This window comes from Deinococcus aetherius (genome assembly GCF_025997855.1).
GTDB classification, from domain to species: Bacteria; Deinococcota; Deinococci; order Deinococcales; family Deinococcaceae; genus Deinococcus; species Deinococcus aetherius.
The window spans coordinates 166727-180577 of the sequence record NZ_AP026560.1 but is presented as its reverse complement, the minus strand read 5'-3'; the positions used below and the strand labels follow the sequence as shown (position 1 = coordinate 180577).

The following is a 13851-nucleotide window of genomic DNA, read 5'->3' as shown; positions in this document are numbered from 1 at the left end:
CATTCAGCCTATAATCGTGGACCTCATGAGGCGAAATGTGCGCTTCTCACGAGCCGTGGGTTCAATATGGAAACCCATGAAGCCGCGTGTCATCTTGCTCTCATCTCTTCTGTCGTGCGGGGTGACGGGGTCCTGGGCGGCGGCTCAGGCGGACCCCTTCCAACGTTCGGCGCCCGCGCAGGCCACACCTTCTCTTCGCGGCGCGTCACCTGCCCAGGCACCGGCGAGCGGCGCGGCGAATTCGGTGGAGGCGACCACGGTGCCAGCGGGGTCGGGAACGCTGAACCTGACCGGCATGACGGGGGCCACCTTCGGCCTGCCGCGAGCGAGCAGCGACGGGAGCCTGACGCGGGTGGTGTTCGACCTCGCGCCGGGGGTGACGTACCTGCTGACGCCGACCTTCGGGGGGCTGAGGATCGACGTGCGGGGGGCGCGGGTGCTGCCCGCCGTGAGCGCGCGGCTGGGCACCAGCGTGGCGGAGTACCGGGCGGGGGGCGGGCAGGTCACGCTCGTGACGCCCTTTCCGCTCTCGCTGACGGACGGCTGGCGGGCTTCCGAGACGACGGTGGCGACCGGGGCGCGGGTGCTGATCGTGGAATTCGCGCCGACACTGGCGGGGGGGGCCAGCGCCTCGCTGCGGTCGCTCGTGCGCGCGACGGCGGCGCCCGCGACTCCCGACGCGCGAAGCGTCCTGAGTGCGCCTCTGAGCACCGTTGCGACGGCGACTGCCGCGACGGCGGCGCCTCCACCCACCGCCCCGGCCCCCGCCCCCGCTTCTGCCCCGGCGGCCTCACGCCCCGCCCCGCCCGCCCCCCTTCCCGAGGGGTTGCCACCGGGGGACACGGTGTCTGCGGCGGGGAAGACGGCGGCTCCCCCGCCTGCCCCAGCCCTGCAAGGTCAGGACACCGACAAGCCGAGTCCCCTGAGCGGACGGGCGCCGGGGAACTCCCAGCCCGGGGCAGCGCTCACCGTGCCCAGGCTGGGCAAGAACCCCGGCCTGACGCGGGTGGTGATCGACCTGCCGCCCGGGGCGACGTACCGGATGGTGCCGGGCGGGGTGGGCCTGCGGGTGGAACTCGCGGGGGTGACGGCGAGCGCCCAGACCGGGCAGAACGTGAGCCCCGAGCTGCGGGCGTGGCGCTTCGAGCCGACTGAGGGGGGCGTGAACGTGACGCTGCTGACCGGAACGCCCGTGACCCCGCGCAGCGGGTGGCGGGCGCAACTGCTGCCCCCGGCGGCGGGGAGTGACCGCTCACGGCTCGCCATCGACCTGGCCCCGGCGCTGGCGGACCTCACGCCACTGACCTCCAGGGAGCGGGTGGTCACGGCGGTGCCCCCGGTGCCCGTGACGCGCGGCACGGCGATTCTGGCCCTGAGCGCGAGCCTCGTGCAGCCGCGCGTGGTGATCGACCCCGGGCACGGCGGGCGCGATCCGGGCGCGGTGGGCGCGATCACCGAGAAGGAGGTCACGCTGGACGTGGCCCTGCGGGTGCGGGCCCTGCTGCGCGCGGCGGGGGTGGACGCGGTGCTCACCCGCGAGACGGACACGGCCCTGCACGGCAACAAGGCGACCGACCTGGAGATGCGCGCGAGGACGGGCACGCCCGGCACCCAACTCTTCCTGAGCATCCACGTGAATGCGATGGACGCCCGCTCCGCCCTGCGCGGGTACGGGGTCGAGACGTGGTGGAACCCCAACCACCCCCTGTCGAACACCTTCGCCGCCCTGATCCAGAAGAACGTGGTGGGCGTGACGGGCGCGTACTCGCAGGGCCTGAAGGGCAACCGTTCCCTCTCGGTGCTGCGCAACAGCCGCATTCCCGCCGCGCTCGTGGAGATCGGGTACACCAGCCACCCGGTCGACGGCCTCAACCTCAAGGACGAGAACTACCTCGACCGGGTCGCCCTCGGCATCGCGCAGGGCATCCGCGAGGCGCTCGTCACCGGGGTCACGGCAGGCGGTGTGGCGGCGGGCAAGTAGCGCCGGGACGGTGGGCGGGGCGCTGGGGCGAGATGTCCGGCGCCCCGCCCCGTCTTTCCTCAGTGCTGTGCCGGGTCGGCCTGCGGCGGGGCTGCCTCGCCGCTCGCCCGGGCGGCGCGGTGGACGAGCGGCATGATGGTCAGCCCCTGCACGGCGATGGTGAAGAGCACCACCGCATAGGTGGCCGTGACGACGTGGGGGCGGTAGGGGCTTTCCGGCAGGCTGAGGGCGAGGCTGATGGCGATGCCGCCCCGCAGGCCGCCCCAGGTCAGCAGCCGCACGGTGAAGGCCCCGTACCCCTCGCGTGAGCGCACGAGCGCGAAGGGAAGCGCGACGCTGACCCAGCGGGCGGCGAGGGCCACGCCGATGAGCAGCACGCTCGCCGCGATCTGTGGCCCGGTCGTCTCGGTGAGGAGCACGTCGAGACCGATGAAGGCGAAGAGCAGGATGTTGAGCACCTGATCGATGGTCTCCCAGAAGCCCTCGACATGGGCGCGCGTCTGGGCCCCGAAGGCGCGGTCCTTCGTCGCCGAGATGATCAGTCCCGCGACCACCATCGCCAGCGGCCCGCTGACCCCCAGGGCGGAGGCGGCCACGTACCCCCCGATGACGACCGCGAGCGTGATCAGCACCTCGACCGCGTGCTGCTCGATGGAGTGCAGCAGAGCGTAGCCCACTCCGCCGAGCAGGGCGCCGAAGAGGACCCCCCCCAGTGCCTCGCGCACGAAGAGGCTCAGGGCGCCGGGGAGCCCCGCAGGCGCGTGGTGCTCGCCGAAGCCCGCCAGCCCCGCCAGCACGAGGAAGATCACCACGCCCACCCCGTCGTTGAAGAGGCTCTCGCCCGCGATCAGGGTCTCGATCCTGGCGGGAACCTGCGCCCGTTTGAGCAGGTCGAGCACCGCCACCGGGTCGGTCGGGCTGATGAGCGCCCCAAAGAGCAGCGCCCAGATCAGGGGCACGTTCAACCCCACGAGCGCGAACACGAAGTACGCCGCAAAGCCGATCAACCCCGTGCTGATCAGGGTGCTGAGCAGCGCCAGCGTCAGGATGCTGACCCGTTGTCGCAGCATCTGCCCCGCGTCCAGCCCCAGCGCCCCGGCGAAGAGCAGGATGCTCAGAATTCCGTTCAGAACGAAGTCGGTGAAGTTCAGCGTTTGAAGGAGTTCTCTCGCCCAGCCCCGCAGCCCCGGCACGCCCAGCGCGTCGAGCGCGATCAGCCCGATGCTCGCCAGCGCCCCCGCAAGGGTCACGCCTACGGTGGTGGGAAAGCGCAGCGTGCGCTCGTTGAGGTACGCCAACACGGCGGTCACGCTCAGGAGGACGGCGAAGGCGGTCAGCATGGGGCCCACTCTAGCCCGGGTCCTGTCGGCCGCGATTCCCACAGGAGAAGGGGCGAACCCCGTCGGGTCCGCCCCTCTTCGCTTCCCGGCTCAGTCGCGCTCGCGTTCGCGCTCGGCGTTGAGTTGTGCCTGGAGCTGGGCCTGCTTCTGGCGCACGTAGTCCTGATGAAAACGGCCCTCGTCCATCAGCTCGGTGCCGACCGTGAGCTTGCCGGTCGCCAGCTCGCGCATCGCCTGGGTGACCAGATTGCGGGTCCGCACACGCTGCTCGACCGGGAGTACGCTGGGCGCCCCCGACCGGAGTTGCAGGGCGCGTTTGGCGGTTACGACCGACAGCCGGTACTTGCTGTCAGTGAGGGAAAGCAACTTGTCGATATCCTTTTCGGCCACGGTGATACCCCTTTCGGTCCGGTGGGCCCCTTACGGAAAACAGTTTCCGGGGGCGCGGTGAGCACCGGCCACGCCACTTCCGGCGCGCTTCAGCCGTTCAGTCTACCCCGGGGTGGGGGGGTCGTACCACCCCGAGAGTCCGGGCCTTGTCTACAGGAAGGGGCGCCCCTTCTCCTGTCCGGGTCCCTACAGTGAGGCCATGAATCTCCCCGACCTGCCCGCCCTGCTCTCCGTCGCGGGTTACGCGGGCATCCTCGCCATCGTGTTCGCGGAGACCGGGCTCCTGCTCGGATTCTTCCTGCCCGGCGACAGCCTGCTCATCACGGCGGGAATCGTGGCGGCGCAGGGCAGCCTGGACGTGCGGGGCGTGATGGCGGCGGTGATCGTCGGGGCGATCCTGGGGGACACGACGGGATACCTGATCGGGCGGCGCTTCGGCCCGGCGGTCTTCCGGCAGCAGGATTCACGCCTGCTGCGGCCCGAGTTCCTCACCCGGACGCAGGAGGTCTTCGGGCGGTACGGCCGCCTCGCGGTGGTTGTGGCCCGCTTCATCCCGGTCGTGCGGACGATGACCCCCACCCTGGCGGGCGTCGGGCGGCTGCCCTACCCGGTCTTCCTGGGCTTCAGCGTCCTCGGGGCGGTGTTGTGGGGCGTCGGCGTGCCGCTGGCGGGCTACTGGCTGGGCGGGCTGATCCCGCACCTCGACCGCTACATCCTGCTCCTCGTGGCCGGGGTGCTCCTCGTCTCCGCCGTGCCGGTGGCGCTGGGGTGGCGGCGGGCGCGGCGACCGGGCTGAACCTCTCAGCGGCGCAGCAGGTTCCCCAGGGCCCGGCGGGTCTCGGGGAAGGCCAGCGGGATGGACGCGAGCGAGGCCAGGGTCGCCACCTGGCAGTAGGCGCACAGGGCCTTGTTGTCCCGCCACTCCTCGCGCCCGAGTTCGACGGCGGTCAGGGTGTCGCCCAGGATCTTGAGGCCCATCGCCACGGGGAGCAGGGGCAGGTCGGTCGCCCGGTCCTTGCCCCCCGCCGCCGCGAGCCACGCGGTCGCCCCGTAGCTCACGACCATCATCAGGGCGTCGGGCGTTTGCAGGCGCTTGTAGGCGTAATCCGAGGCGTCCACCCGGGCCGAGTCGAAGGGGCCGGGCGGATCGGGCAGGTCCTTGAGGATGCCCGTCTGGTACAGCGACACGACCTGCCCCATCGCCACGCCGAGGAGGGACAGCCCGACGATCCAGCGGCGGCGGTGGAGGTCGGGGGTGTGGGCTTCGCGCAGTTCACGGCTGAGTTGGGTGGGGTCCACGGCTTTTTCCTCCCTTGCGGGCGCGGGCGCCCGTGCCCGTCCACTCTCCCGGGCGTGGGCCACCGCCCGGATGAAAGGCGGGTGGCCTCGCCTTGGCCCAGGGAAAGGCCGGGGTTTATCGTCCGCACGTCTGTCGGGTTGCTGACGGCCCCGGCCGTGTGGGGAGGGCACGATGACGGGCAGCGTGCCTCCCGACTCTCCCCCCCCACCCCGACTGCGGCTGCGCCCCGAGACGCCGGAGGGCTGGGTGCGGCTGCACCTCGCCGGGCGCCCGCTCCTCGCCCGGCTGGCCCGGACCCTGGCAGCCCTCCCGGTGGACCTGACGCCCGCAGAGCGCACTGCGCGGCAGCGGGAGGCGAGCGGGGCACTCCTGGGTCACCTGGGGGTTCGACTCGACGTTGGGGGACTTGAACACGCGCGGGGTGGGCCCTTCGTCGTGGTCGCCCTGCACGAGAGCCTGCTCGACGTTCCGGTGCTGCTCACCCTACCTCTGCGGCTGCGCTTCGCCGCGCGGGACGAGATTTTCACCTGGCCGCTCGTCGGCCCGGCGGTCACCCGGCTCGGGCACCTCAGCATCACCCCCGAGCGCGGGGCCGCCGCATACCGGCACCTCCTGAGGGCGGGGCGGGCGGTGCTGGCGGGCGGGGAGAGCCTCGGCCTCTTTCCGCAGGGGTCGGTCCTCGGGCTGGAGACGGACTTCCAGCGCGGAGCCTTCACCCTGGCACGACACCTGCGCGCCCCCCTGCTCCCCGTGGTGCTGACGGGCGGGCACCGGATTTGGGAACACCCCTTCGCCCCCACCCTGCGCTACGGCCAGCGGGTTGGCCTGCGGGTGCTGCCACCCGTCCCCGTGGCGGAGGTCCTCGCCGTGCTCCCCGACATTCTGCGGGCCCGCGTGCAGCGCGAGATGAAGCGCGCGGCCCTCTCGGGAGACCTGCCCCCACCCCGCCGCTACGACCCCGAGCGTGACGGCTACTGGGACGGCTACCGCTTCGACATCGACCCGGCCTTTCCGGAGTTGCGGGGCCAGATCGAGGCGCGGCGCCTGCACCTGTCAGGCGAGACAGGATGAATCCCCCGCGCTCACCCGGGGAGGACGCTCAGCGGACCCTTCAGGTGCCGTGGGCGAAAACCAGCCCCCACCGGGGCAGGACCTTCAAAAGAAAAATCCCGTCCTGGTGGGGACGGGGCTTTTCCCTGGAGCCAGGGGTCGGATTTGAACCGACGACCTACTGATTACGAACTGGGCAGAATGACTTCACCTCTTTTCACTGTAAACGTTAGTATATCCCCGCTTATGCGTGCCCAGCGGGTGTTTTCCGCCCCTCATTCTCACCCTGCTTCACCGCTTATCACTGCTCTTCACCGCCTCTGTAGCGCATGGGTAGCGCACGCGTGTATTACGTCAGTCACGTTGTCAATAGCCAACACTTCACGTCCAACAGAAAGAGTGCTAGGGTGGAATGCAGTGATGAGCGGTTACGTTCAGAGGCTTAGTGCCAGCAACTCCCAAGACCTGTATGCCGCTCTGGGCCGGGTTATGGAAGCGCACTACGGCCCTGACTGGCGGAACGCTCAGCGGATAGGGGCCAGCGCGGCGGGCGCCCTTCACGGGCTGACCCGGCTTGAAGACCGGCCCACTCTGCTTTACCTGGCCCTCTCTGACCGGCTGACCCTGCCCAACCGCCGCTACCTGCCCGCCCTGCGGGTCAGCTTGCGGCTGCTCAGCCGGGCTTCCTGGCAAGCTCTCATCCTAGCCCTTCACGCCCGGCTCAAGGAAGAGTTGGAAGCGGCGCGGGACATGCTCACTGAGCGCCTGGAAGAGATGCTGGCTGCCGTCACCGTGCCCGACCTGCCAGAACGGGACCGGGACACAGGGCCGCCCCCGCTGACGCCGATAGAAGCCCGGCCCCAGGTCAGGCCAGGCGCCCCCTTTTACCTCTGAACTTCAGCCGCGTTTGAAGTTCTACCCCGGCCTTGTCGCCGGGCAGAGAGTGAGAGGGCCGTTTCATGGAACAACCCAGCTACTACAGCGTTGACGGTGCCGCTGCCCGTTTGGACGTTCACCCCAACCTGATTTACAGGGAGGTCAAGGCGGGCCGCCTGCCCCATATCAAGGTGGGGCGGAAGGTCATCAGGATTCCCCGGCAGGCGCTAGAAGCCTGGGAACAGGCCCAGCTTGAAGGGGGCAGGCAGTGAAAAGCCCCCACCAAAAGGCAGGGGGCAGCCACCCCAAGCATACCGGAAAACGCCCCATAGTTACGCTCTCCGAAAAATACCCCCTCGGCAGAAAAAGATGCGTGCTGGCCCCCGTTTTTGGCGGTGAGGCGTGAACGTTTCCGAACTGCTGGAAAGGGTCAACCTGCCTGACCTGATCGCCCAGGAATGGGGGCCTGAAGCTGTCCGGGGCCTGCCCCGTGAGCGGGGCGGCAAAATCTGTGACCGGCGGCCAGGGCAGGAAGAGTACCACCCCAGCTTCAGCGTGTTTCGCCGGGGTCAGGTCTGGTTCTGGAAGCGTCACGGCGGCGATGGGGCCAGCGGCAGTGCTTATGACTTCCTGCTGGAATGTGGTTACTCGGCAGCCCAGGCCCGTGTCGAGCTTCACCGCCTGGCCGGGGTGCCTCTTGACGGCTGGCCGAACGCATCACGGCCCAGCCGGGCCTACACGCCCCCCTCACCGCTGGCCCAGGCGCAAGGCGCACTGTCCGCCCTCTCCCCGCTGAACCCTGACGAACTGAATCGGGCGCGGCAATTGCTGGCCCCGCTGACCGGGCAGGACCGGGCCGCCCAGGACTTGCGGGCACGGGGCCTGTGGGGCTGGCCGGGCCTGCGGGTGGGCAAGCTCAGGCGGGACTACCGGACCCGTGACGGGCGCCCGCTGGCCCATGCCGGGGCGCTGGGCCTGCTCATCACCGGCCCGGATGGGCAGCCCTGGGGCCTGAAGGTCAGGAACCTAGGCCGCCCGGCAGACCTGGCAGCGGCGGGGCTTGACCGCTATGTGTACCGCCTGGCCCGGCACGGGGCGCCCGCGTGGTGTGCCCCAGGGTACGGCCAGGACGCGGCGGGGCTGATCGTTGAGGGTGAGTTGAATGGGGCCGCCGCCGCGCGGGCACTGGGCGCCGCTGGGCTGGCCCTGAACGTGCAAGGGCTGGCCGGGGCGGGTGGCCTGCCCCACCTGGCAGGCATGGCCGGGCAGACGGTCTACCTCTACGCCGACGCCGATCAAGCCGGGCGGGACTGTGTGGCGCGGGTCGGGCAGCTTGCCCAGGCTGCGGGGGCGGCTGAAGTGCGGGTGCTGCCTGCCCTGCCTGCCGGTGACTTTTGCGACCTTGCCGGGCAGTGCGGCACGGCCTGGCTGGGCCAGGTTTTGCGGGACTTGCTTCAGGCTTCCACCATTCACCACACCGTCTCACCATCCGGTGAAAGTGATGGTGCAACGGGGGGCGTGCGCTTTGCACCACCACACCAAGCCCTAGGAAGTGGTGTGGTGGTGCAAGCCCGCCCGGAAGCCCTGGCCCTAGCGAAGTACCGTACCAAGCTCAACAAAAGGCTAAGGGGGCTGCTGTGACAGGGGGCCGTGAACCCAAACTGTTGCCGAGCTTCAACGGCCTCACCGCCCCGCCTGTAGAGCCGGTGGATTGGTTGGTGGAAAAGTTGCTGGCGCGAGGGGCGGGCACCCTGCTTTTTGGACAGCCCGGCGTCAGCAAGACGGTTCATGTGGCGCATCTGGTGGCCTGTCTGGTGTTGGGGCGGCCCTTCTGCCACCTGAAGACGACAAGGCGAAGGCTGCGGGTGCTGTATCTGGACTTTGACGGTTCCTGGGAATGGAATCATGACCTGTTCCTGGCCGCCTTCCGGGGCCTCGGGTGTGAGGGCTTGCCCGAAAACTTCCACTACTACAGCCCGAACACCGAAGCGTGTAGCCCCGCCGAAGACACCGAACTGAAGTCCCTGGAAACCCTGGGGCCAGACCTTGCCCTTACCGCCCGGGAACTCGGTATTGATTTGGTGGTGTGCGACTCGCTGGGGCAGACGATGGTGGGGGACACGAACAATGGTCAGGACGTGGCGCTGGCCCTGCGGGTGGGCCTGAACGGGGCACGCAAGGCAGGGGCGGCGGTGTTGGTCATTGACCATGCCACCAAAGCGGCGGCGGGCAGCGGCGGCGTCCCTACCCCTATGGGCAGTCAGCAAAAGCGGGCATGGGCACGGGTATCTGTCGCCTTGGAGAAAGAAGAGGGCCAGGGCGAGAACGTCACCCGTTGGAGTGTGGACAAGAGCAACGCGGCCCCCTTTGAACCGTTCCTGACCCAAGCTGTCTTCACCAACATTGGTGAGCAATTGAACACACTGGACCTTCACTTTGTTGGTGAAGCCGGGCCGCGTTCCATCGGCCCTGAGCGTCTGGACCGTGGGCAGGAAGTTCAGCAAAGGATTCTGACCGCCCTTGAAGCTGGCCCGTTGCCCCGCGCCCAACTGGGCGAGCGCGGCGGCACGCTTGACCGGGCGCTGAAAGCTCTGGGAGACGCGGGCCGGATTGTAAAGCCAGCACGCGGGCTCTACGCCCTGCCTGACCCCACGGCCCCTGCCACACCACACCAACCCCTAGGAAGTACCGCACAGGAACGAAGCCCGGCGCCTCTGCCCCACACGCCCACAGTTCCGGCAGAGCGTGAGGAAGAAAGGCTAGAGGAACTGGCATGGTAGCCGCCGACCTGCTGGCCGAACTTGACCGGCTGGGCGTGCGCCTAGCCCTGAACGGCGAAGGCTTCACCACTCAGGCCAGGAAGGGCGCCCTGACCCCAGAACTTGCGGCGGCCCTGCGAACGCACAAGCCCCTGCTGCTGGGCGTCTTGAAGCTGGCCGTGCCACCTTCTCCCCTGCCCGCCCTGCCGCCCCTTCCCGAACCGCTGGGGCGCCTTGTCCATGCAGCGGCAGGCGGGCAGCTTCCTGGGCATTCCGTGGCCCTTCCAGACGGGGGCCGCGTGCCTAACTTGGCTGACTATGTGCTGGCATGGGCCGCCACCTACGCCGCTGGGGGGGACACGGGGCACTGCCTACGCCACCTCTGGGCGGCCCATGCGGTCTGGCAGCCCCGGCAGGCGGTCAGTACACACGGTCAGGCGGCGCCTCCACCTCTTCCCGCGTTGGGCTGACGGCCTCCACCGCAACCCCCAGCTTGTCTTCCATTAGGCGCAACATGTGGCCCTGCCAGAAGCCTTTCTCTGGGCCGTAGGTGCGGCTGTAGAAGTCACAGAAGGCCGTGAGCAGGTGGGCCAGGGCCGCGTCAGGGCTTTCCCACTCACCCTCTTCATTGAGAAAGGCGCTCAGACCTTCCAGCGTCACCACAGCGGGCATAGTGCCACCATGCTAGCCCCAAACCGGGGCGCCGAAACTTCCCCTTTACCGTGTCTGGAAATTGCGCCCCGCTGAGGTTGCCGTGCCCAAAAAACTTGACCACAACGAACAAAACGCCCATAGTGATACGAAGGTGGAACTATTGCTGGGGGACTTCCTACAGGCCCACGGCGTCACCGTCTACCGCCTGGCCGCCCATGCCAGGGGCAGAATTGCCCGCCGAACGCTGTATCTGCTGGCAAATGGCGAAAGCGGGCGGCTGGACCTCGCCACCCTTGCCAAGCTCATTCAGGCCCTACGGGAACTCACCGGGCAGCCCGTGGAAGTCCAAGACCTGCTCCGGTACAGAGAGGGAGACTCACCATGACCAAAGCCAAGCGCGGCAACGGGCAGGGCACTGTGCGCCGACTTCCCAGCGGGAATTGGCAGTGGACTATTACCCTAGGCATGGACGCCAGCGGGAAGCAAATCCGCCGTTCTGGAACCGAAAAAACCAAGAGCGAAGCAGAAAAGGCCAAAGCCCAGGCCATTGCCGATCACACGCGGGGCGGGCTGGCGGCCCCCAACCGCGTCACGCTGGGCGAGTGGCTGGACCGCTGGCTTGCCAGCCGTGAGTCAGAGGTCAAGGCGAAGACCCATGCCAGCTACGCCCGCTCTGTCCGGCTCTACCTCAAGCCCTACCTGGGCAGCAAGCGGCTTCAGGAAGTCCGCCCGGCAGATGTGCGCTACCTCCAAGACAAGATCAGGGGCGCCGGGCTGGGCACCGACACACAACGCCTGGCCCTGGGGGCGCTGAGCATGGCCCTCAAGGAAGCGGTGCGCCTGGAACTCATCACCCGCAACCCGGCAGAGGCGGTCAAGGTCATCTCTGACCGGCAGAAGGAAGGGCGCACCGCCCAGGCATGGACGGCGGAAGAGGTGGCGCGGTTTATCGAGGTGGCCCGGCAGGACCGGCAGGGCATGGTGCTGGTGTTCATGGTGTCGCTGGGCCTGCGGCGGGGTGAAGCGTGCGGGTTGCGCTGGGCCAATGTGGACCTTGAGCGCGGGGCGTGCCGCATCGTGGAAAACCTCGTCACGCTGGAAGGCAAGCCGCACATCAGCACGCCCAAGAGTGCCAACGGCAGGCGCACAGTACCGCTGTCACAGGAAGCGGCGGCTCTGCTCCGGACCTGGCAGGCGGCCCAGGCGGAAGAGCGGGCGGCGATGGGCGAGGATTGGCAGGACAGCGGGTACGTGTTCACCACCTACAAGGGCACGCCCCTTCACCCCGACAACCTGAACCGCGCCCTGAACCGGCTATGCGAGCGGGCCAGGGTGCGCCGTATCCGGGTCCATGACCTGCGCCATACCTACGCCAGCCTCATGCTCAGCCGCCAAGTCCCGCTGGAAGTGGTCAGCAAACAACTGGGGCACTCCACCCCAGCATTTACCCTAAGCACTTATCGGCATGTCAGCGTTGAGGAACATTCCCAGTATGCAGTCAACATAAGCGACTTGGTAAATCTGTCCACTAGTTTTCGAATAACCAATTAACTGCCTAAAACCCAATTACCAGAAAACAGCGGTGCTCCTTATAAAATTCTACTGACGGCTTAGCATAGCCAGTTAGGTCTACCGGTATTCCAATTCACATTACCTGTGCAGATCCATTTATTATTATTTCTGCGATAAATCTCAGTACAGGTAATTCCTTTAAAAGAGCCAAGTCGTCTTTAAAGGGTGTATACTTACTCCTGTCGCCATCCTTACTATGAACAATCGCATTTCTGGTTGAGTATATTCTTGAAGCTAAGTTTTTGTGAAATGACTCAAGATTTCTAAAATCTACTCTTCTACCTTTGCAAAAGGGGACTTCGGTATTAGCGTAATACTCTAGAAGAGACTCATCATATTCGTTTATCAAATCGGCTAAAGGTCCTGGCGATGGTATAAATTTTAATAAAGTTAGTCTTAGAGCCTCTGACTCACTAACGTTTACAGAATCCTCTGCAAAAGAGCGGTTAGAAATTGCCATTTTAATTAAATCTTTAATATCTCTATCTCTCTTATAAGAGAAGGATTCCGAGGTGATCTTGTCCCTTATCCTACTGACAATATCCTCATTGAAGATGTGCTCAAAAAAGTGTTCTATAACATGATAAAAAGAAAGATACTCTAGAGCAGGTATGTCAGCCGATATTCCTAACTGGTAGTGATAAACCAGGTCCGGATGGTATTGTTTGCGGGGAGCTACAAGTTCTGATTGATTTGTACGACGCACTCTTCTAATTCTATAAGACCTTAATATTTCATCAGACTGCCTAATGGGCACCAAAGCAAGATTCAAGTTGTAACCTAAGGAAAATAAATAGGAGTTTGAGAAATTATTGAAAGATGCTGCGCTACGTGGCCTCACTGACGAAATTTTCAGAGTCTTAAATCTCATTGCCTGCTTAAGCACATCCATAGCCAAAATAGGCCCGTCGCTATCTCTTGACATCCTTTCAATAAGAAAGGAAATTGGCAATGGCCTGAAAATATACCTATTTATATTTGGGTCTCTGAATTTTAATAGCAGGAACAGAACGTACTCATTACTGGGTCTGCCCAAGCTATAAGTGATTCTATTTTCTGCATCTTCCATCTCAGGAATAGAATCGCTAACTCTTCTTCCAACGGGCGTATTTGAATGCTCCATTAAAGGCATTTCAAATGAATTCTGCGATGCCAAGCTCATCTCTTCGAAAACAGCCAAAGACTCCAGAAGTGTAAGGCTCTCGGTTATTTGTGACTTACTCAAAGTGCATTTAACTGACCCACTTGAGCAAAACGAGTAGATAGTCTCGTCTTCAGAGAGCTCCAGACTAAGCGCACGCGCTATTAACTGTGCAACTTCACTATTATCAACTTCACCAAAAAATTCAGCAGTGTTTTGCGGTGTCACCCTGCACACTATACTAAAGAAAATTCAACCCGATCAGCGTATTTGACAGCCCACCTGAAATCGGTAGCGCACGCGTAGCGCACAAAGGTGCCGAAATGGGCTTCTCGCCCAAGAGGGCAAACGAAATAACCCCGTCCAGGACGGGGTTTTCTCTGGAGCCAGGGGTCGGATTTGAACCGACGACCTACTGATTACGAATCAGTTGCTCTACCGCTGAGCTACACTGGCCTACTCGGACGGCGAAAATACCGCACGGACAAGGGTAGACGATGCGCCCCGGCTTGTCAAACCTCGGCCGCCCCCTACCCCAGCGCCTTGACCTCCCGCCCAAGCGTGTCGAGCCGGGCGCGCAACTCGGCCGCCCGCGTCGCCGCCCCCGCCAGCCGGGCCTGTTCCTGCTCGGTAAAGCGGGTGTAGGGGCTGATGGCGTCGCGCAGGCGGGCGTCGGCGCGCTCCTGCTCGCGCTCGTACTCGCGGCGGACGATGCGCTCCAGGGCCAGCCGCAGCTCGGCGACCTTCTGGCGCAGGCCCCGGTGCGCCTGGAGCCGCTTGTTGGGCAG

The 13851-nt window shown here is 65.6% G+C and carries 15 protein-coding genes and 1 tRNA gene; 10 read left to right on the top strand and 6 right to left on the bottom strand.

Translation table 11 applies throughout. The features are described 5' to 3' along the window. The first annotated feature begins 76 nt into the window (after nucleotides 1-76). Nucleotides 77-1981, top strand: coding sequence for an N-acetylmuramoyl-L-alanine amidase (locus DAETH_RS00870; protein WP_264776079.1), 1905 nt, complete (start codon nucleotides 77-79; stop codon nucleotides 1979-1981). Nucleotides 1982-2040: 59 nt separating this feature from the next. Here DAETH_RS00870 and DAETH_RS00865 read toward each other — a convergent pair whose 3' ends face one another. Together DAETH_RS00865 and rpoZ are read right to left on the bottom strand one after the other, a co-directional pair. Continuing rightward, the gene (locus tag DAETH_RS00865; RefSeq protein WP_264776078.1) at nucleotides 2041-3321 is read right to left on the bottom strand and encodes a cation:proton antiporter; all 1281 of its coding nucleotides are present in this window, start codon (nucleotides 3319-3321) and stop codon (nucleotides 2041-2043) included. Between the two features lie 90 nt (nucleotides 3322-3411). After that, entirely contained in the window at nucleotides 3412-3711 is a 300-nt protein-coding gene (gene rpoZ / locus DAETH_RS00860; RefSeq protein ID WP_026332496.1) for a DNA-directed RNA polymerase subunit omega, read from the bottom strand. A 199-nt stretch (nucleotides 3712-3910) separates the two neighbouring features. On the opposite strand from rpoZ, the gene DAETH_RS00855 reads away from it, so the two are divergent. Then, on the top strand, nucleotides 3911-4507 hold the full coding sequence (locus tag DAETH_RS00855; protein WP_264776077.1) for a DedA family protein: 597 nt from the start codon (nucleotides 3911-3913) through the stop codon (nucleotides 4505-4507). A gap of 5 nt (nucleotides 4508-4512) precedes the next feature. Here the strand turns inward: DAETH_RS00855 and DAETH_RS00850 are convergent, their stop codons facing one another. Then, nucleotides 4513-5010: a vitamin K epoxide reductase family protein gene (locus DAETH_RS00850; RefSeq protein WP_264776076.1), complete on the bottom strand. Its 498-nt coding sequence runs from the start codon at nucleotides 5008-5010 to the stop codon at nucleotides 4513-4515. A gap of 172 nt (nucleotides 5011-5182) precedes the next feature. Here DAETH_RS00850 and DAETH_RS00845 point away from each other — a divergent pair, with 172 nt between their 5' ends. The 6 genes from DAETH_RS00845 (at nucleotide 5183) to DAETH_RS24605 (ending at nucleotide 10166) form a co-directional block, all read left to right on the top strand. Continuing rightward, nucleotides 5183-6082: a lysophospholipid acyltransferase family protein gene (locus DAETH_RS00845; RefSeq protein WP_264776075.1), complete on the top strand. Its 900-nt coding sequence runs from the start codon at nucleotides 5183-5185 to the stop codon at nucleotides 6080-6082. A 399-nt stretch (nucleotides 6083-6481) separates the two neighbouring features. Continuing rightward, complete coding sequence (locus tag DAETH_RS00840) at nucleotides 6482-6955, top strand: hypothetical protein (protein ID WP_264776074.1); 474 nt, start codon at nucleotides 6482-6484, stop codon at nucleotides 6953-6955. Between the two features lie 65 nt (nucleotides 6956-7020). After that, nucleotides 7021-7209, top strand: a complete 189-nt coding sequence (locus tag DAETH_RS00835; protein ID WP_264776073.1) for a helix-turn-helix domain-containing protein — start codon at nucleotides 7021-7023, stop codon at nucleotides 7207-7209. A 130-nt stretch (nucleotides 7210-7339) separates the two neighbouring features. Then, complete coding sequence (locus DAETH_RS00830) at nucleotides 7340-8578, top strand: hypothetical protein (RefSeq protein WP_264776072.1); 1239 nt, start codon at nucleotides 7340-7342, stop codon at nucleotides 8576-8578. Continuing rightward, on the top strand, nucleotides 8575-9717 hold the full coding sequence (locus DAETH_RS00825) for an AAA family ATPase (protein WP_264776071.1): 1143 nt from the start codon (nucleotides 8575-8577) through the stop codon (nucleotides 9715-9717). Before DAETH_RS00830 ends, DAETH_RS00825 begins: the two co-directional genes overlap by 4 nt. Further along, nucleotides 9711-10166, top strand: coding sequence for a TubC N-terminal docking domain-related protein (locus DAETH_RS24605; RefSeq protein WP_406585090.1), 456 nt, complete (start codon nucleotides 9711-9713; stop codon nucleotides 10164-10166). The genes DAETH_RS00825 and DAETH_RS24605 overlap by 7 nt, the downstream gene beginning before the upstream one ends. Here DAETH_RS24605 and DAETH_RS00815 read toward each other — a convergent pair. Continuing rightward, entirely contained in the window at nucleotides 10117-10359 is a 243-nt protein-coding gene (locus DAETH_RS00815) for a hypothetical protein (RefSeq protein WP_264776069.1), read from the bottom strand. The genes DAETH_RS24605 and DAETH_RS00815 overlap by 50 nt on opposite strands. A gap of 91 nt (nucleotides 10360-10450) precedes the next feature. Between DAETH_RS00815 and DAETH_RS00810 the strand changes: the two genes are divergently transcribed. Together DAETH_RS00810 and DAETH_RS00805 are read left to right on the top strand one after the other, a co-directional pair. Then, the gene (locus DAETH_RS00810) at nucleotides 10451-10735 is read left to right on the top strand and encodes a helix-turn-helix domain-containing protein (RefSeq protein ID WP_264776068.1); all 285 of its coding nucleotides are present in this window, start codon (nucleotides 10451-10453) and stop codon (nucleotides 10733-10735) included. After that, complete coding sequence (locus tag DAETH_RS00805) at nucleotides 10732-11901, top strand: tyrosine-type recombinase/integrase (RefSeq protein ID WP_264776067.1); 1170 nt, start codon at nucleotides 10732-10734, stop codon at nucleotides 11899-11901. The genes DAETH_RS00810 and DAETH_RS00805 overlap by 4 nt, the downstream gene beginning before the upstream one ends. Before the next feature lie 94 nt (nucleotides 11902-11995). Here the strand turns inward: DAETH_RS00805 and DAETH_RS00800 are convergent, their stop codons facing one another. Then, a complete protein-coding gene (locus DAETH_RS00800; RefSeq protein WP_264776066.1) occupies nucleotides 11996-13291 on the bottom strand; it encodes a hypothetical protein in 1296 nt (431 codons plus the stop codon). Nucleotides 13292-13444: 153 nt separating this feature from the next. Beyond that, nucleotides 13445-13519: transfer RNA gene (locus DAETH_RS00795), tRNA-Thr, on the bottom strand. Nucleotides 13520-13851: the final 332 nt, after the last annotated feature.